Raw genomic sequence first — 16,898 nt, forward strand, 5'->3', positions numbered from 1 at the left:
CAGATATTTTCGAGCGGGGAAGGCTGGATTGCTTCGGCTGCGCCTCGCAATGACAGGGTAATCAGCCGTCCTTGAGGGCGACGACATCGATGCGCTCGGCCGGGCCCTGATCCCCGGTCGGGCCGATGGCCCGAAGCGTGATATTGCTTTCGGCGACGCCATGGGCGATCAGGATGTCCCGCACCACGAGGGCCCGTTTAAAGGCGGTGCGGATCGCTTCATGCAAGGAATAGGTGGCGATGCCGGGCGCTGGCTCGTTGTTCGGGGGGCCTGCTGCAGGCGCTGTTTTTGCCCAGGCGGGGCCTGCGGTGCCGGAGTAGCTCAGGATCTCGACCTTTGAATCCGCGCTGAGAGACGCGAGGGCCCAGTCATCAAGGGAATCCTTCGCGGCCTCAGAGATGATCAGATTGCCATGGGCGTAAAGGATTTGCAGCAAGTCGCCCGTACCGACCTGGGGGGCGGGATTGTCAGAGTTCTGCGGGTCGCTGGCGTCGTCTTTGCCGCCGCTCCGGGGGGCAGCATGCATTCCGGCATCGACCTTGGCGGCAGCTTCGGGGCCGGCCATTTCTTCGACGGCTTGCAGGTTGATGGTCACCCCTCGGTCAGCGGCCTGGGCAATGACGGGGAGCATCAAGACGGGAAGTAGGCTGAGAAGGACGGCGGAGCGCGTCACGGGCATTGCTCTGTTGACTGCATCGATTGCCGGACAGATTAACCATCCGGCACTTGGCCGTCCATCCATGGCTGGGCGTGGGTTAAACGGACGGTTTGTTATTCTGACGGGCGTTGCGCAAAAGACGCATCAACGGACCATGGATCAGGTTGTTGCTGGCGAGGACTTCGCCCGAGACCAGCATGTTTGCCTGATTGTTGAATTCCGTCACGCTGCCGCCCGCTTCTTGAACCAGCAGGATCCCGGCGGCAATGTCCCAGGATGAGAGGCCGCTTTCCCAGAAGCCGTCGAAGCGACCGGCCGCCAGATAAGCCAGATCGAGCGAGGCGGCGCCAAAGCGGCGGATACCCGCAACTTCAGCCATGATCACCTCGAGTTCGCCGAGATAAGCCTTATGATCCCCGCGACCAAGGAACGGAATGCCGGTGGCGATCACCGACTGGTTCAGATCGCGGCGGCCGGACACGCGCAGGCGCTTGCTGTTGAGATAAGCGCCACGGCCGCGTTCGGCCCAGAACAATTCATCGGTCAGCGGCTGATAGACGATCCCGGCGACAATCTGCCCGGCCCGCTCAAGGGCGATGGAAATCGCGAAATGCGGCAGGCCATGGAGGAAGTTGGTGGTGCCGTCCAGGGGGTCGATGATCCAGCGATGCTCGCTGTCCGTGCCCGCAAGTTCCCCGCCTTCTTCCAGCAGGAAGCCATAGCCGGGACGGGCGCGTTTCAATTCGGCGACGATGGTTTGTTCGGCTTTGGTGTCGGCGAGAGAGACGAAGTCAGCCGGGCCTTTACGGGAGATTTGCAGATGCTCGACCTCGCCGAAATCGCGGGCGAGGAAACGCCCCGCTTTGCGGGCGGCGGAGGCCATGACTGTGATATTTGCAGACTGAAGCGCCATTATGAATGATCTCAGGCGTCGGAACGTTTGACGTAGGACGAATCTTCGGTCGCCACCACGATGACATCGCCGGAATTGATAAAGGGTGGCACCATGACGCGGATGCCGTTGCTCATTTTGGCGGGCTTGTAGGAAGAGGACGCCGTCTGGCCCTTGACCACCGGTTCGGTCTCGACCACTTCAAGGATCACGCTCTCGGGGAGCTGGACGCCGATTGGCTCGTCTTCATAGGATTCGACCACGACCTTCATGCCGTCCTGCAGGAACAGGGCCTGATCGCCGAGGAAATCGCCACTGATATTGATCTGCTCATAGCTTTCCTGGTCCATGAAGGTGTACATGCCTTCGGTTTCGAACAGGAACTGATAGTCTTTCTGGTCAAGGCGCACGCGTTCGACCGTCTCGGACGAGCGGAAGCGCTCGTTGAGCTTGCGGTTATCGCGCAGGTTCTTGAGTTCGACCTGCAGATAAGCCCCGCCCTTGCCGGGCTGCGTATGCTGGATGCGAACCGCGACCCAAAGGCCGCCCTGATGTTCGATCACGTTGCCGGGACGGATCGCGTTGCCGTTGATCTTCATGTGAGATGTCCGGATATAAAAACTGACAATGTAAATTCGCGCGGAAACTAGCAGTTAACCGCGTGGAAGGCAAATGCGAAGGCGGATCAAGCGCCGGAGGGCGTCTACTGCACCCCGTGAAAGAGGGCGTTGAAGGCCTGAACGGCTGTGGCCGGGCCTTCTGGATGGTCCCAGACCCCGGCGCTGACAGCGATGAAATCGGCCCCAGCCTGCACCAGCGGGTTGGCGTTCTCGGCGCGGATGCCGCCGATGGCGACACAGGGAATTTCAAACAGCTCGGCCCACCAGCTCAGGATGTCCGGGGTGGCATGGGCCTTGGCGATTTTGGTGTTGGTCGGGAAAAACGCGCCGAACGCTACGTAATCCGCGCCTTTTTCTCCGGCCACCATGGCCAGATGGCGGGAGTTGTGACAGGTGACGCCGACGATGGAGCTTGGGCCGACAATCTTGCGAGCTTCTTCATAGCACGCGTCTTCCTGGCCGATATGGACGCCATCCGCCCCGACTTCGCGAGCGAGATCGGGGCGGTCATTGACGATAAAGGCGACGTCATGAGCCTGCGTGATGGGCATCAGAACTTCTGCGGCCCAGCGCACGGCATCAGCAGAGGCGTCTTTCAGCCGCAATTGCAGCGAAGCCACATCTCCCGCGCCCAAGGCCGCCTTGAGCGGCTCGGCAAAGGCCCGCGGGTCGAAGGCTGGCGGGGTGATGAGGTAAAGTCTGCAATCCGACACGAAAGAAATCCTTATTCCTTGCCCTGATAGATGCCGACAATCTTGTTCAGCATGCTGAGCGCTTCGTCGCGCGGACGCTGGAAGGTGTTGCGGCCGATGATCGAGCCGTTGCCGCCGCCATCGCGGATCGCGCGAGCATCATCATAAACCGAGTCCGCCCCCTTGGTGGCGCCGCCCGAGAACACAACGATGCGGCGGCCATTGAACGCGGCCTGCATCACGTGAGCTACACGGGTGGCCTGGGTCGACAGGTCGATTTTGTACTTGTCATAGACCTTTTTGGCTTCACCCTGCTCAAGATGGTCGCTCGGGAGCTTCACCTTGATGACATGAGCGCCCATGAGGGCAGCCATATGAGCGGCATAAGCGCAAACATCCATGGCGGTTTCACCGTCTTTGGTGATGTCGCCGCCACGCGGATAGGACCACAACACAACTGCAAGACCGACCGCTTTGGCTTCTTCAGCCAGATCGCGGAACTCTTCCATCATATTATAGCAGTCGTCGGACCCCGGATAGATGGTAAAGCCGATGGCCGAGCAGCCGAGCTTCAGGGCGTCATGCACGGTGCCGGTGATGGCCTGATCCCTCAGACCCGACAACGAGTTAGCGGAGTTCATCTTGAGGATAAGCGGCACTTGACCGGCCACGCGGTCGGCCACGGCTTCCATCATGCCAAGGGGGGTCGCATAGGCGTTGAGGCCAGCGTCGATCGCAAGCTGCGGATGATACCAGGGATCATAAGCTTCGGGATTCGGGGCGAAGGAGCGGGCGGGGCCATGCTCGAAGCCCTGATCCACAGGCAGGATAACCATTTTGCCGGTCCCGGCGAGCTTGCCGGTCATCATGATGCGGGCGAGATTGGCCTTGGTGCCGGGATTGTCGCTCTCGTACCAGGACAGAATTTCTTTCACTTTGCGCGTGAGTTTCATGCGGTGCGGTCCCCTGTAAAACGGTTGCCGTTGGGTCTGTTGATTTCTGACAGTTGTGTAGCGCAAGGTCCCCAAATAAGCAAATCCTACGGGTATTTTAGCGGCCTCAGGCGGCGAGAAACTGGCCGAGGGCGGGCTCGGGATCGCGATCCAGAGCGAGCGTCAGGCGGTCCCCGAGATCGGCGTCGGTGAAAACCACGGCGCTTAGTGTGGCGGCGGCGCTTTTTACGGTTTCAAGGGTTGGCCCGCTGAGGCGGAGGTAGCGCCAGCCAAGCTCAAGCGCCCGGAGCGCAAGGCCCGGATCGTCGCCGCAGTCGATGATGACGGGAAGCTCGGGGGCGAGGTCAGCCAGCAGCTTCAGATAACCGGGCCCGGCATATCCGGCGGCGGCGGGCGCGGTCATGACAAAAAAATCCGGCAGCCCCGAATAGTCGGCGGCGGCCAGCATATGACGATGGGTGCTGACGATGACGACCTTAAGCGGGTGGGCCGTCATGACGATCACTGTTCAAGCACGGTGACGCCGGGCAGGTCTTTGCCTTCCATCCATTCAAGGAAAGCGCCGCCAGCGGTCGAGATGTGGCTGAAATCCTGCGCCGCGCCTGCATGATTGAGGGCGGCCACGGTGTCGCCGCCACCGGCCACGGTCAGAAGCGATCCGGCGCGGCTGAGTTTGGCCGCAGCTTGGGCCAAAGCGACCGTACCCTTGTCGAAGGGCTCGATTTCAAAGGCACCCATGGGGCCGTTCCAGATCAGGGTTTTCGCGGATTTGAGCACATCGCCGAGAGCAGCAACGCTTGCCGGGCCAACGTCCAGGATCATGTCATCGTCGGCCACGTCACCCACGGCTACCACGCGGGCGGCGGCTCCGGCCTTGAATTCCTTGGCGACCACGACGTCGGTCGGCAGATGCACGGTGCAGTTTGCGGCCTTGGCGCGGGCCAGAATGTCGCGGGCGGTGTCAGCCAGATCATGTTCGCATAAGGATTTGCCAACCTTGATGCCTTGCGCCGCAAGGAAGGTGTTGGCCATGCCGCCACCGATGATCAGGTGATCGACCTTTTCAACGAGATGGGTCAGCACATCGAGCTTGGACGACACCTTGGCACCGCCGACGACGGCGACCACAGGACGCACCGGCTTGCCCAAAGCACCTTCAAGGGCCACGAGTTCGGCCTTCATGGTGACACCAGCGGCGGACGGCAGCAGATGGGCCAGACCCTCGGTCGAGGCATGGGCGCGATGGGCGCAGGAAAAGGCATCCGAGACAAAGACGTCGCCGGATTTGGCAAGGGCTGCGGCGAAGGCCGGGTCGTTCTGTTCCTCGCCCGCATGGAAGCGGACATTTTCCAACAGCAGGACGTCACCGTTCTTCAAGGCAGCGGCGGCGGTTTCAGCCACCGGGCCGATGCTGTCAGCGGCGAAGGCCACGGGCTGGCCGAGCGCGGCTGCCAAGGGAGCGGCCAGCGGCTTCAGGGACATTTCGGGCACGACCTTGCCCTTCGGGCGGTCGAAATGGGAGAGCACGATGACCCGGCCGCCTTTTTGCAGCAGGGCTTCGATGGTCGGAACGATGGCGCGGATGCGCGTATCGTCGGTAACCTGACCATCCTTCATGGGGACATTGAGGTCGGCACGCACCAGCACGCGTTTGCCGGTGACGTCAAGATCATCTATGCCCTTGAAGCGCGTCGTCATGCTCTCCCGCTCCTCAATCACTTGGCGTTGAACATGGCGACAGCGGTGTCGGACATGCGGTTCGAGAAGCCCCATTCGTTGTCGTACCAGCTGAGGATACGCACCAGACGCTTGTCGATGACCTGGGTCTGGGTGGCGTCGAAGTTCGACGAGAACGGGCTGTGGTTGAAGTCGATGGAGACCAGCTCGTCGGTGACATAATCAAGCACGCCCTTAAGCGGCCCAGATGCAGCCGCTGCCTTGAGCGCCGCGTTGATTTCTTCCACCGTGGTGTCGCGACCGGCATCAAACTTCAGGTCGACAACCGAGACGTTCGGGGTCGGCACGCGGATCGAGGAACCGTCGAGCTTGCCCTTCAGTTCCGGCAGCACGAGGCCGAGGGCCTTTGCAGCACCGGTCGAGGTCGGGATCATCGAGAGGGCCGCTGCGCGGGCGCGGCGCATGTCCGAATGAACCTGATCGAGAATGCGCTGATCGTTGGTGTAAGCATGGATCGTGGTCATGTAACCGCGTTCGATGCCGACCAGATCCGACAACACCTTGGCCACCGGAGCCAGGCAGTTGGTGGTGCAGGAGGCGTTCGAGACGATCTTGTGCTCAGCCTTCAGGAGGTGATGGTTGACGCCATAGACGACGGTGATGTCTTCGCCTTTGCCCGGAGCCGAGATCAGGACCTTTTTCGCGCCAGCGGTCAGATGCGCGCCGGCCTTCGCGGCGTCGGTGAAGAAGCCGGTGCATTCAAAGGCGATGTCGATGTTCATGGCAGCGTGCGGCAGATTGGCCGGGTCACGCTCGGCGGTGACGGCGACTTTCTTGCCATTGACCACAAGGTCATTGCCTTCGACGGTGACGGTGGCCGGAAAACGGCCATGCACGGAATCATATTTCAGCAGATGGGCATTGTCCGCAGCCGAGGCCAGATCGTTGATGGCCACCACTTCGACGTCGGTCCGGCCGGACTCGACAATGGCGCGAAACACGTTGCGGCCGATGCGGCCAAACCCGTTGATTGCAACCCGAATGGTCATATTCTTGCGCTCCTTAACAGAACAGAAAAGGTCAAAAGCGGAAATTCACGCCGGTTTTAAACGCGTTTCCGAATGGCGTCCACAATCGTCTGCGGCTCAAGGCCGAAGTGGCGATAAAGGTCTTGGATCGGAGCCGAGGCCCCGAAGCTGTCGATGCCGAACATCATGCCGTCTTCGCCCACATAGCGATCCCAGCCATAAGTGGCGGCGGCTTCGATGGAGACGCGCAGCGTGCCGCGGCCGAGAACCTGATCGCGGTAGGCCTTATCCTGCTTGTCGAACAGCTCGATGCAGGGCATGGAGACGACGCGGGCTGGAATGCCTGCGGCTTCGAGAAGGTCGCGGGCCTTGACTGCGATTTCGACTTCGGAGCCGGTAGCCATCAGGGTCACACGGGCCGGGGCCGAGGCGGCGCGGAGTTCGTAACCGCCGCGGGCGCTCAGATTTTCGTCCGTATGATTGTCGCGCAGGATCGGCAGGTTCTGGCGGGTGAGGGCCAGAACCGAGGGCGTTTCCGTGGCTTCAAGCGCGAGTTCCCAGGCTTCCGCCGTCTCGACCGCATCGGCCGGGCGGAACACATAAAGGTTCGGCATGGCGCGCAGGCTTGCGAGATGTTCGATCGGCTGATGGGTCGGACCGTCTTCGCCGAGACCGATCGAGTCATGGCTCATGACATAAACGACCCGCTGTTTCATCAGCGCCGACAGGCGGATGGCCGAACGGGCATAGTCGGTGAACACCAGGAAGGTGCCACCGTAAGGAATGACGCCGCCATGGAGGGCGAGGCCGTTCATGGCCGCGCTCATGCCGAATTCGCGGACGCCGTAATAGACATAGCGGCCGGAGAAATCGGCCGCCGTCATCGGTGCCTGATCCTTGGTCTTGGTGAGGTTCGAGCCGGTGAGGTCAGCCGAGCCGCCGATGGTGATCGGAACCACGCGGTTGACGACATCAAGGGCCATTTCCGACGCCTTGCGGGTGGCGACAGGCTTTGCCGCCGTGCTGATCGAGGCTTTGAGCGCGTTGATTTCCGCGCCGAGATTGGCCGGGAGAGTACCCGAGATGGCGCTGTCGAAGGTCGCGGAGTCGCCGGAGGCGGCATGGCGCGCGGTCCAGTCGGCGCGGGCCTGGGCTCCGCGTTCTCCGGCTTTGCGCCAGGCGTTCAGGATATCGGCCGGAATGTCGAACGGCTCATAAGGCCAGCCGAGAGCGGCGCGGGTGGCGGCGATTTCGTCCTTGCCGAGCGGCGAGCCATGAGCCCCCGATGTCCCGCCCTTGGTCGGCGCGCCGTAGCCGATGACTGTGCGGCAGGCGATCATGCTTGGGCGCGGGTCGATCTTGGCGGCGGCGATTGCGGCTTCGACGGCTTTCGGGTCATGGCCATCGACCGATTGCACATGCCAGCCTTGAGCGATGAAGCGGGTTTTCTGGTCGTCGGAGACCGAGAGGCTCGTCGGCCCGTCGATGGAAATTTCGTTGTCGTCCCACAGCACAATCATGCGGCCGAGCTGAAGATGTCCGGCAAGCGAGATGGCTTCGTGGCTGATGCCTTCCATGAGGCAACCGTCGCCCACGATCACGTATGTGTGGTGATCGACCAGATCGTCGCCGAAGCGGGCGGCGAGATGGCGTTCGGCCATGGCCATGCCCACGGCGGTGGCGAGACCCTGGCCAAGCGGGCCGGTGGTGGTCTCGACGCCTTCAAGATGGAAATTTTCCGGATGGCCGGCGCAGGGGCTGCCGAGCTTGCGGAAATTCTTGATGTCGCCAATGGTCGGGCTGTCGTAGCCGGTCAGATAGAGAAGCGCGTAAATCAGCATGGAGCCATGACCCGCCGACAGCACAAAGCGGTCGCGATCCGGCCATTTCGGGGCCTTCGGGTCATATTTCAGAAATTTGGTGAACAGCACCGTGGCCACGTCCGCCATGCCCATGGGCATGCCGGGATGTCCGGAATTGGCGGCTTCGACGGCGTCCATGGAAAGCGCGCGGATAGCATTGGCCATCTGCGTTTGGGTAGGAGACGTAATTTCTATGCTCATTTCACTCGGTTCTCAGCTGCCGGTCCTGGGGGGCCGGACGGGGGGCACGCGACCGATCCGAAGCTGTCAGATCGGCGGGGGCCCGGAGGGCCGTTTTGGCCTTAAAATCCGGGCGTCACAATGGCCATTGACTGAACTTTCGTCAACCTTTTTCCCCTTAGTCGGCCGGAACCGGAGCTTAACTGCGGAGGCTCTATGCAAAAAGATAGAAAAGGGGTGGATTTCAGGGGGTTTATCCGTTTAGTCTTGGCGGAAGATCAGGCGTGACGGCCTTGTGGTTGCGTGATTTTTTAGGGGGCGAGGAACTGTGAAGGGGAGCGGGATGCCAGCCAAGGCTGCGTCAGGGTCCAGCCATCCGGGCGGTGAGCCCGAATCGGTCGCCGAACATCTTGTGCGTCTCGAAGGGGCGGTGAAGCGTCTGTCCTGGCTTGCGACCATGGGCCGGGGACTGCCGGTTTCTGACCATGAGAGCGCCGGTCATGAGGATGGGGCTCGGCTGGTCGCGCTTCAGCGGGATTATGACAAGCTTCAGCGGGACCATGCCCGGCTTCTGGCCGAACATGCCGAGCTTGAGCGGCAGCGTCACGACCTCGGACAACGGCTTGACGTGGCTATTGAGCGCCTGCGTGCCCTCATTCCTGGCGGAGACTAAGGACAATCGATGGGGCAGGTAACCGTCACAATATTTAATCAGCGCTATCAACTCGCCTGCAAGGACGGGGAAGAAGCCCGGCTGGAGAAGCTTGCGCTCTATATCGATCAAAAGGTCGAAGGTCTTCAGCAGTCCCTTGGAAACGTTGGAGATTCCCGTCTTTTCCTGATGGCTGCGCTGGTCATTGCCGACGAATTGATGGAGGCCCGGGACCGCATTCCGGCCGGGTCCGGGGAGCGTAACGGACAGGTTGCGAACCTTGCAGAACGGCTCGCGGCGGCTGCGGCTGAAATTGAGGATATTGCAGCGCGGCTTGAGAAGCCCTAAGTATAGAGACGGCGGGTACTGCCCGGCGCGTCAGAGCACGATCAATCCCTGGGGCGATAATCATCTCGATCCGGGGGCTGTCCCTGGCTGGAACCCTGGTTCCGGACATATGGCTCCCACCTGGCACTTTGGCGCCAGAGGATGACAAGACTCAACGGCCCATGGTGGTCCCGCCACTCACCATTTTTATTCAGTGTGATCCCCGCCGTGGCGGGGGCTCACAAGCTTCCCGAGAGATCCCGTGACAGCAGAGACAAAGGCGCGCCTGCGCAGTGACATGAAAGCGCGGCGTGTAGCCTTGAGTCGGAAAGACAACGCAGCCGATGAGGCGGCGCGACATATGCTGTTCGCGTTGGGGGCGGCGGAGGTTCTGTCCGGGGCCTGCGTTGCCGTTTATTGGCCGCTTGGCGATGAGCTCAGCACGTTTCCCCTGATTGATCTGTTGGAGATCGAAGGGTTCAGCCTTGCCCTGCCGGTGGTGACAGCTCGCGATGCGCCGCTTGAATTCCGGGCCTGGGTGCCTGGCGAATCCCTTGTGGAGGGCCATCATGGCGTCAGGGTGCCGCCCGATGGCGCTGCCGTGGTGCGGCCCGACGTGATCGTGACGCCTTTGCTTGCCTTTGACGATCTTTGTATGCGGCTTGGCTATGGCGGCGGATATTACGACCGCACGCTTGTGCAGTTGCGCGGCGATGGCGGGGCGCGGATCCGCGCCTATGGCTTTGCCTATGACGAGCAGCATGTGAGCCAGGTGCCGGTTACGGAGGAAGACGCTCATCTTGATGGCGTGGTCACCGACAAGGCGATGTATTGGCGCGGAAAGGACGTGGCGTGAAGGTTCTGTTTCTCGGGGATGTGGTCGGCCGGTCGGGACGGTCTGCGGTTCAGGACCATCTGCCGGATCTGCGGGCCCGGCTCGGGATCGATTTCGTGGTCGCAAACGGCGAAAACGCCGCCTCGGGCTTCGGGCTCACCACGAAAACCGCTGAGGAACTGTTCGCCGCCGGGGTTGATGTGATCACCAGCGGCAACCATGCCTGGGACCAGCGCGAGATCATTCCGGCCATGAATGTCGATGACCGTCTGTTGCGCCCGCTCAATTTTCCAGTCGGCACGCCGGGCCGGGGTGTCGGGGTCTATGAAGACCGGCAGGGACGGCGCATTGTCGTGATCAATGTCATGGGGCGGATTTTCATGGACCCGCTGGATGATCCCTTTGCCGCAGTCGAAGGGGTTCTGAGCAAGCTCGGGCTTGGGGCCTCGGTCAATTTCCTCATGGTGGATGTGCATGGTGAGGCGACCAGCGAAAAAATGGCCATGGGGCATTTTTGCGATGGCCGGGCCTCCCTTGTGGTCGGAACGCACAGCCATGTGCCGACGGCGGACGCCCAGATTCTGCCGGGTGGCACGGCTTATCAGACCGATGCCGGCATGTGCGGTGATTATAATTCCGTGATCGGCATGGATAAGGCTGAGCCTTTGCAACGCTTTACCCGCAAGATCCCAAGTGGGCGCTTTACGCCGGCCATGGGTGAGGGCACGCTCTGTGGAGTGTTTGTCGAGACCGATGATGCGACTGGGCTCGCCCGTCGGGTTCACCCGGTGCGACTTGGCGCGCGGCTCCATCCAACGTTTCCGGAATTTTGACGACACTGGAATTCTTTCTCGGCATAGGCTAGAGAAAACGCCAACATATCCTTAATCATTTCAGATCAATGGAGTGAGGTCATGGCTGGTCATTCCCAGTTTAAAAACATCATGTACCGCAAGGGGGCGCAGGATAAGAAGCGCTCCATGCTGTTCGCGAAGCTTGCTCGCGAAGTCACGGTGGCCGCGAAGTCCGGGTTGCCGGACCCGAACGCGAACGCGCGGCTGCGGGTGGCGGTCGACAACGCCCGCGCCCAGAATATGCCCAAGGACAATATCGACCGTGCCATTAAAAAGGCCATGGGCGGCGAAGGCGAGAACTATGAAAGCGTCCGTTATGAGGGCTTTGGTCCGGGCGGCGTGTCGTTGATCGTCGACAGCCTGACCGACAATCGCAACCGCACGGCGGGCGAAGTGCGCTCGGCCTTTTCGAAAAGCGGCGGCAATATGGGCGAAGTGGGCTCGGTGTCCTATCAGTTCGACCATGTGGGGGAAATCCTGTTCCCGCTCGCGGTCGCAAACTCGGATGCTATGTTCGAAGCGGCGCTTGAAGCCGGTGCCAATGACGTGGTGTCGGACGAAGAGTCCCATGTGATCTATTGCAGCATGGAAGACCTCAATCTGGTGCGCGAAGCCTTGGTCGGCAAATTCGGTCAGGCGACGTCGGTCAAGATCATCTGGAAGCCGCAGACCCTGATCACGGTCGATGAGGATCAGGCGAAGTCGCTGATGAAGCTGCTCGATGCCCTCGACGATAGCGACGACGTCCAGAACGTGTTCGGCAATTACGATGTGCCGGACGACATCTTGGCCAAGCTTGGGTAATTGCCTGTTACTCCCATACTGACTGTCATTCCCGCTTTCGCGGGGATGACACGAAAAATTGGGTTGTCGGGAAGCTGCATTAGGCAATATTCCGAACTTGAATAACAGTAGGGGACAGAAGCCAGCATGAGCAATCGCCGCCGTATCCTCGGCCTTGATCCCGGACTTCGGAAAACCGGCTGGGGGATTATCGATGTCGAGGGGACGCGGCTGACCCATGTGGCCAATGGCACCGTGCAATCGGAGCCGGACGCGGATTTGAGCGTGCGGCTCCGGCAGTTGTATGACGGCTTGGTGCAGGTGATCCAGGACTGGGAGCCGGTGGCGGCCGCGGTCGAGGAAACCTTCGTCAACAAGAACCCGGTTTCAACCCTGAAGCTCGGCCAGGCGCGCGGCGTGGTGATGCTGGTTCCGGCGCTCCATGGCTTGCCGGTGGCGGAATATGCCCCCAATCACATCAAGAAAGCAGTGGTCGGTGCAGGCCATGCGGCCAAGGATCAGATTCATGCCATGGTGCGGGTTTTGCTGCCGGGGGTGAAAATCACCGGGGCCGATGCCGCCGATGCCCTTGCGGTTGCCATCTGTCATGCGCATCATGGCGGTCGACTTGAGGATGTTGCGCGGCGGATCGGGGTTAAATTGTGATTGCGAAACTTAAAGGGATCGTCGACAGCACGGGAGAAGACTGGGTCATTCTCGATGTGAACGGGGTCGGCTATCTGGTCTTTTGCTCGGGCCGCACTCTGGCCCGGTTGCCGGGGGCGGGCGGGGCGGCGAGCCTCGTCATCGTCACACATGTGCGCGAGGATCATATCCATCTCTATGGGTTCCTGAATGCGGCGGAACGCGACTGGTTCGGGTTGTTGCAGACGGTGCAGGGGATCGGCGCCCGGGTGGCGCTTGGGATTCTGTCGGTTCTGGCTCCGGATGAGCTGGCGCAGGCCATTGCGGCGCAGGATAAGACGGCGGTGGCCCGAGCCAATGGCGTTGGTCGCAAGCTGGCCGAACGTGTGGTCAATGAATTGAAGGACAAGGTCGGCGCGCTTGCGGTCGCGAGCGGGCTTACGCTGCCGCAGGCGGCGACGGCGGACAGCGGCGGCAATCGTGAGGTTGCCGATGCGGTCTCGGCTCTGACCAATCTCGGGTATCGTCCGGCGGACGCCTTTGCCGCCGTGGCGCGGGCGGCCAAGGATATGGACGCGGGGGCTGGGTTGCAGGCGCTGATCAAGGCCGGGCTTAAGGAGCTTGCGCCATGAGCGAGGACAGACTGATCGCGGCCAAACGTCAGGATGAGGATGCCGATAATTCCATCCGCCCGGCGCGGCTTGATGATTTCATCGGCCAGAAACAGGCGCGGGAAAATCTGCGGGTGTTCATCAGTGCGGCGCGCCAGCGGGGCGAGGCGCTGGACCATGTGCTGTTTTACGGTCCGCCCGGATTGGGCAAGACCACCTTGGCGCAGATTCTGGCGCGGGAGCTTGGGGTCAATTTTCGCGCGACCTCGGGCCCGGTGATCGCGAAAGCCGGGGATCTTGCGGCGCTTCTGACCAATCTTGAGCAGAACGATATTCTGTTCATCGATGAAATCCATCGCCTCAATCCGGCGGTGGAGGAAATTCTCTATCCGGCCATGGAGGATTTTCAGCTGGATCTGATGATCGGGGAGGGGCCGTCGGCGCGTTCGGTGCGGATCGATCTGCCGCGCTTTACGCTGGTTGGGGCAACCACGCGGTCGGGCCTGATCACCAAGCCGTTGCGCGATCGCTTTGGTATTCCGACCCGGCTTGAGTTCTATACGCCGGATGAGCTTGAGGAAATCGTGCGCCGCGGTGCCCGCATCCTTGAGGTGGCCATGACTGATGATGGGGCGCGGGAAGTGGCCAACCGGGCCCGTGGCACGCCGCGCGTGGCTGGACGGTTGCTGCGCCGGGTGCGCGATTTTGCTCTTGTTGCGGGGGCGAAACAAATTGATGCGCGGGTGGCCGACGGGGCGCTGTTGCGGCTTGAGGTGGATGCGCGCGGGCTTGATGCCATGGATCACCGCTATCTGAAATGCATTGGCATTGATTACGGCGGCGGCCCGGTCGGGGTGGAGACCCTGTCGGCGGCGCTGTCGGAGCCGCGCGACGCCATCGAAGACATCATCGAGCCCTATCTGATGCAGCAGGGCTTTGTGCAGCGGACGCCGCGCGGCCGCATGCTGTCGCAGAAAGGCTATGGTCATATCGGCCTGACGCCGCCCGCAGCGGCCCGAGCCCCGCAACTGGATCTCCTGCCCGGAGATGAGGCGTGAGCGGACGTATCGAAGATAAGGTCCATCTGCTGCCGATCCGGGTCTATTATGAAGATACAGACGCTGGAGGTATTGTCTTTTATGCCAATTATCTCAAATACATGGAGCGCGGGCGGTCGGACTTTCTCCGGCTTCTCGGGGTCGATCAGCGGGCGTTGATTGCGGGAAGCGAAGATGGCCCTCTGTTCTTCGTGGTGCGCCGCGTCGAGTTGGACTATCTTCGCCCCGCAAAGTTTGACGATATGGTTGAGGTGCGTACGAAATTCCTGTCCGTGGCTGGCGCGTCCGCCGTCATGGCGCAGGAGGTCTGGCGCGGGGATGAGCTTTTGGTGCGCGGCAGCGTGACGATCGCGGCCATTGGCGACAGTGGCGCGCCAAGACGCTTTCCGCGCCCGCTCCGCCATATTTTCAACATGCTTCTATGATGGATTGCCCCGCAAGGGATTATATTTCCACCAGTTTGCAGACTTAAGAAAGTTGTGGCCTATGTCGGATGTGGTAAGCGCGACGGATCTCGGTGGAACAATGACCGATTTCTCGATCATGGCATTGTTTATGCAGGCGGATATCGTCGTCAAGGCGGTTATGATCGTGCTGCTTTTGGCCTCAGTCGGCTGTTGGGCCATCATTGTCGAAAAGCTTCGCAACCTCAGAACGGTGACGCGCAAAGCCGATATGTTCGAGGACGAGTTCTGGTCCGGGCGCTCGCTTGAGAGCCTTTATGAGCGGGTGCGCAACAATCCCGATCACCCGCTCGCCATGCTGTTCGTGGCGGCGATGCGGGAATGGCAGCGCTCGGTCGGACAGACGTCGGGTCTGGCCAAGACCATGGGCTTGCAGGACCGTATTTCAAAGGTCATGCGGGTGACCGTGACGCGGGAAATGGAACGGCTTGAAGGCTATATGAATTTTCTGGCGACCGTAGGTTCGACTGCGCCGTTTGTCGGCCTGTTCGGGACGGTCTGGGGCATCATGAACAGCTTCAAGTCCATCGCCATGAGCCATGACACCTCGCTTGCGGTGGTGGCGCCGGGTATTGCCGAGGCGCTGTTCGCCACCGCTCTTGGCCTTGTTGCGGCCATTCCGGCGGTTGTGGCTTATAATAAGATTTCGGGCGATATCGGCCGTTATGCCAATCGTCTCGATGGCTTTGCCGACGAGTTCGGCACGTTGTTGTCGCGTCAGCTTGATGAAGGGGCGCACTAATGGGTTCCCAGTTCCAGGGGCCGCGATCCGGCGGGGGCGGCTATTACCGCCGCCGCGCGCGTCCGATGAGCGACATCAACGTGACGCCGATGGTGGACGTCATGCTGGTGCTGCTTATCGTGTTCATGGTGGCGGCGCCGCTGTTGACCGTCGGGATCGACGTCAATCTGCCGAAGACCAGTGCCCGTCCCATGCAGGAGGATAGCAAGCCGCTGGCGGTCTCCATCGACGCCAAGGGCAACGTCTATATCCAGGACGAGCAGGTGGCGCTTGATGAGCTGGCCCCGCGCCTGTCGGCCATTGCTGATTCAAAGCGCGACAGCCGCATCTATGTACGTGGCGACGAAAAGACGAGTTATGGCCGCGTGGCCGAGGTGATGGGGGCGCTGAATGGCGCCGGATTCACCAAGGTCGCCCTGGTCACCTCGCCGCCGCCGCCGCAGAAGAAAAAGTAACCGTTCGTCCAGAAAGCGCCAGCGTTGCGTAAAGCGATAATCATATCGGCCGTTGGGCATCTGATCGTCATCCTGGTGGCGATGTTCGGCATTCCGCATTTCATGACCCGCGAGTTCGTCGAGCCCGCGATCGTTCCCGTCGATCTCGTGCAGGAGATCAGCGAGGATGCGAGCGCGCCGCCGCCGAAGGCCGAGCTTGACCCAAAGCAGCAGCTTGAAACCGAGCCCAGTCCGGAACTGAAGCCGGAGACGCCGGAAGAGGCGAAGCCGCAACCGAAGCCCGAGCCGCAGACTGCCGCCGAAGAGCCGCAGACGCCCGAGGACGTGGTGCCGGAAATGAAGCCCGAGCCCGAGAAAAAAGAAGAAAAGCCCAAGCCCAAGACGCCTGAAGTGACGCCGCAGCGGCGCCCCGATCAGCCGCAGAAGAAATTCGACCCGACCAAGCTTTCGGCGCTTCTCGATAAGCGGATCAAGGAAGATACGCCGGACGAAAAGACCGAAAAGAAACTGGACGTGAGCCAGATTCTGAAGCGCACCTCGCCGGTGCAAAGCGACAGCCCGTCGCGCACGCCCATGGATAAGGCGCGCATCGCGGCCAATCTTCAGGGGCTGATCCGGGCTCAGGTGGAACCCTGCTGGACAGTACCTGCCGGCGCGCGCCTGGCCGAGAACCTGCAGGTGCGTATCCGCATCTGGTTGCAGCCCAATGGGGCGCTGGCCAGGGCTCCGGAAATCGTCGATAGTGGACGCATGAATATGGCTGGCCAGGAAGGTTTCCGCGCCGCCGCCGACAGCGCCCGCCGGGCCGTGCAGCGCTGTGCGCCTTTGAAACTACCGCCGGATACCTATGATATCTGGCGCGATACCGAGCTGATTTTCGACCCCAAAGATATGCTTGGAGGGTAATACT

21 protein-coding genes and 1 other RNA gene are annotated in these 16,898 nt (G+C 61.3%); 13 read left to right on the top strand and 9 right to left on the bottom strand.

What is annotated here, in order from left to right; genetic code table 11:
* Positions 1–61 precede the first annotated feature (61 nt).
* The 9 genes from NYP16_RS13060 to tkt form a co-directional block, all read right to left on the bottom strand.
* Positions 62–595, bottom strand: a complete 534-nt coding sequence (locus tag NYP16_RS13060; protein WP_274944599.1) for a hypothetical protein — start codon at positions 593–595, stop codon at positions 62–64.
* Between the two features lie 160 nt (positions 596–755).
* Positions 756–1,571, bottom strand: coding sequence for an inositol monophosphatase family protein (locus NYP16_RS13065; RefSeq protein WP_274944600.1), 816 nt, complete (start codon positions 1,569–1,571; stop codon positions 756–758).
* An 11-nt stretch (positions 1,572–1,582) separates the two neighbouring features.
* Positions 1,583–2,149 carry an elongation factor P gene (gene efp, locus NYP16_RS13070; RefSeq protein ID WP_274944601.1) on the bottom strand — a complete coding sequence of 189 codons (567 nt, stop codon included), beginning with the start codon at positions 2,147–2,149 and terminating at the stop codon, positions 1,583–1,585.
* A 104-nt stretch (positions 2,150–2,253) separates the two neighbouring features.
* Positions 2,254–2,883, bottom strand: coding sequence for a thiamine phosphate synthase (gene thiE / locus NYP16_RS13075; protein WP_274944602.1), 630 nt, complete (start codon positions 2,881–2,883; stop codon positions 2,254–2,256).
* Positions 2,884–2,894: 11 nt separating this feature from the next.
* A complete protein-coding gene (locus NYP16_RS13080; RefSeq protein WP_274944603.1) occupies positions 2,895–3,815 on the bottom strand; it encodes a class I fructose-bisphosphate aldolase in 921 nt (306 codons plus the stop codon).
* 106 nt (positions 3,816–3,921) lie between these two features.
* Positions 3,922–4,311 carry a hypothetical protein gene (locus NYP16_RS13085; RefSeq protein ID WP_274944604.1) on the bottom strand — a complete coding sequence of 130 codons (390 nt, stop codon included), beginning with the start codon at positions 4,309–4,311 and terminating at the stop codon, positions 3,922–3,924.
* 5 nt (positions 4,312–4,316) lie between these two features.
* Positions 4,317–5,513 carry a phosphoglycerate kinase gene (locus tag NYP16_RS13090; RefSeq protein ID WP_274944605.1) on the bottom strand — a complete coding sequence of 399 codons (1,197 nt, stop codon included), beginning with the start codon at positions 5,511–5,513 and terminating at the stop codon, positions 4,317–4,319.
* A 17-nt stretch (positions 5,514–5,530) separates the two neighbouring features.
* Complete coding sequence (gene gap, locus NYP16_RS13095) at positions 5,531–6,541, bottom strand: type I glyceraldehyde-3-phosphate dehydrogenase (RefSeq protein ID WP_274944606.1); 1,011 nt, start codon at positions 6,539–6,541, stop codon at positions 5,531–5,533.
* Between the two features lie 56 nt (positions 6,542–6,597).
* Entirely contained in the window at positions 6,598–8,583 is a 1,986-nt protein-coding gene (gene tkt, locus NYP16_RS13100) for a transketolase (RefSeq protein WP_274944607.1), read from the bottom strand.
* A gap of 322 nt (positions 8,584–8,905) precedes the next feature.
* On the opposite strand from tkt, the gene NYP16_RS13105 reads away from it, so the two are divergent.
* The 13 genes from NYP16_RS13105 (at position 8,906) to NYP16_RS13165 (ending at position 16,894) form a co-directional block, all read left to right on the top strand.
* Positions 8,906–9,235 (top strand): hypothetical protein, encoded by a 330-nt coding sequence (locus tag NYP16_RS13105; protein ID WP_274944608.1) that lies wholly within the window; start codon positions 8,906–8,908, stop codon positions 9,233–9,235.
* Positions 9,236–9,244: 9 nt separating this feature from the next.
* Positions 9,245–9,562, top strand: coding sequence for a cell division protein ZapA (locus NYP16_RS13110; RefSeq protein WP_274944609.1), 318 nt, complete (start codon positions 9,245–9,247; stop codon positions 9,560–9,562).
* 12 nt (positions 9,563–9,574) lie between these two features.
* A non-coding RNA gene (gene ssrS / locus NYP16_RS13115) (6S RNA) lies at positions 9,575–9,737 on the top strand.
* Positions 9,738–9,803: 66 nt separating this feature from the next.
* Positions 9,804–10,397, top strand: coding sequence for a 5-formyltetrahydrofolate cyclo-ligase (locus NYP16_RS13120; RefSeq protein WP_274944610.1), 594 nt, complete (start codon positions 9,804–9,806; stop codon positions 10,395–10,397).
* Positions 10,394–11,209, top strand: coding sequence for a TIGR00282 family metallophosphoesterase (locus NYP16_RS13125; protein WP_274944611.1), 816 nt, complete (start codon positions 10,394–10,396; stop codon positions 11,207–11,209). Before NYP16_RS13120 ends, NYP16_RS13125 begins: the two co-directional genes overlap by 4 nt.
* Before the next feature lie 81 nt (positions 11,210–11,290).
* A complete protein-coding gene (locus tag NYP16_RS13130) occupies positions 11,291–12,034 on the top strand; it encodes a YebC/PmpR family DNA-binding transcriptional regulator (protein ID WP_274944612.1) in 744 nt (247 codons plus the stop codon).
* Between the two features lie 126 nt (positions 12,035–12,160).
* On the top strand, positions 12,161–12,679 hold the full coding sequence (gene ruvC, locus NYP16_RS13135; protein ID WP_274944613.1) for a crossover junction endodeoxyribonuclease RuvC: 519 nt from the start codon (positions 12,161–12,163) through the stop codon (positions 12,677–12,679).
* The gene (ruvA, locus tag NYP16_RS13140; protein WP_274944614.1) at positions 12,676–13,290 is read left to right on the top strand and encodes a Holliday junction branch migration protein RuvA; all 615 of its coding nucleotides are present in this window, start codon (positions 12,676–12,678) and stop codon (positions 13,288–13,290) included. Before ruvC ends, ruvA begins: the two co-directional genes overlap by 4 nt.
* Entirely contained in the window at positions 13,287–14,327 is a 1,041-nt protein-coding gene (gene ruvB, locus NYP16_RS13145; protein WP_274944615.1) for a Holliday junction branch migration DNA helicase RuvB, read from the top strand. Before ruvA ends, ruvB begins: the two co-directional genes overlap by 4 nt.
* Positions 14,324–14,752 (top strand): tol-pal system-associated acyl-CoA thioesterase, encoded by a 429-nt coding sequence (gene ybgC, locus NYP16_RS13150; protein WP_274944616.1) that lies wholly within the window; start codon positions 14,324–14,326, stop codon positions 14,750–14,752. Before ruvB ends, ybgC begins: the two co-directional genes overlap by 4 nt.
* Positions 14,753–14,813: 61 nt before the next feature.
* Positions 14,814–15,533, top strand: a complete 720-nt coding sequence (tolQ, locus tag NYP16_RS13155) for a protein TolQ (protein ID WP_274944617.1) — start codon at positions 14,814–14,816, stop codon at positions 15,531–15,533.
* Positions 15,533–15,988 (top strand): protein TolR, encoded by a 456-nt coding sequence (tolR, locus tag NYP16_RS13160; protein WP_274944618.1) that lies wholly within the window; start codon positions 15,533–15,535, stop codon positions 15,986–15,988. Before tolQ ends, tolR begins: the two co-directional genes overlap by 1 nt.
* Positions 15,989–16,012: 24 nt before the next feature.
* Positions 16,013–16,894 carry a hypothetical protein gene (locus NYP16_RS13165; protein ID WP_274944619.1) on the top strand — a complete coding sequence of 294 codons (882 nt, stop codon included), beginning with the start codon at positions 16,013–16,015 and terminating at the stop codon, positions 16,892–16,894.
* The last annotated feature ends 4 nt before the right edge of the window (positions 16,895–16,898 follow it).

The organism is Govania unica (assembly GCF_027920805.1).
In the GTDB taxonomy this organism is placed as follows: Bacteria; Pseudomonadota; Alphaproteobacteria; order Sphingomonadales; family Govanellaceae; genus Govanella; species Govanella unica.

Coding starts and splice junctions, on each gene's coding strand:
- NYP16_RS13065 (WP_274944600.1), bottom strand. CDS start 1,571: ATGGCGCTTCAGTCTGCAAATATCACAGTCATGGCCTCCGCCGCCCGC.
- efp (WP_274944601.1), bottom strand. CDS start 2,149: ATGAAGATCAACGGCAACGCGATCCGTCCCGGCAACGTGATCGAACAT.
- NYP16_RS13080 (WP_274944603.1), bottom strand. CDS start 3,815: ATGAAACTCACGCGCAAAGTGAAAGAAATTCTGTCCTGGTACGAGAGC.
- NYP16_RS13085 (WP_274944604.1), bottom strand. CDS start 4,311: ATGACGGCCCACCCGCTTAAGGTCGTCATCGTCAGCACCCATCGTCAT.
- NYP16_RS13090 (WP_274944605.1), bottom strand. CDS start 5,513: ATGACGACGCGCTTCAAGGGCATAGATGATCTTGACGTCACCGGCAAA.
- gap (WP_274944606.1), bottom strand. CDS start 6,541: ATGACCATTCGGGTTGCAATCAACGGGTTTGGCCGCATCGGCCGCAAC.
- tkt (WP_274944607.1), bottom strand. CDS start 8,583: ATGAGCATAGAAATTACGTCTCCTACCCAAACGCAGATGGCCAATGCT.
- NYP16_RS13105 (WP_274944608.1), top strand. CDS start 8,906: ATGCCAGCCAAGGCTGCGTCAGGGTCCAGCCATCCGGGCGGTGAGCCC.
- NYP16_RS13110 (WP_274944609.1), top strand. CDS start 9,245: ATGGGGCAGGTAACCGTCACAATATTTAATCAGCGCTATCAACTCGCC.
- NYP16_RS13130 (WP_274944612.1), top strand. CDS start 11,291: ATGGCTGGTCATTCCCAGTTTAAAAACATCATGTACCGCAAGGGGGCG.
- ruvC (WP_274944613.1), top strand. CDS start 12,161: ATGAGCAATCGCCGCCGTATCCTCGGCCTTGATCCCGGACTTCGGAAA.
- ruvB (WP_274944615.1), top strand. CDS start 13,287: ATGAGCGAGGACAGACTGATCGCGGCCAAACGTCAGGATGAGGATGCC.
- tolQ (WP_274944617.1), top strand. CDS start 14,814: ATGTCGGATGTGGTAAGCGCGACGGATCTCGGTGGAACAATGACCGAT.
- tolR (WP_274944618.1), top strand. CDS start 15,533: ATGGGTTCCCAGTTCCAGGGGCCGCGATCCGGCGGGGGCGGCTATTAC.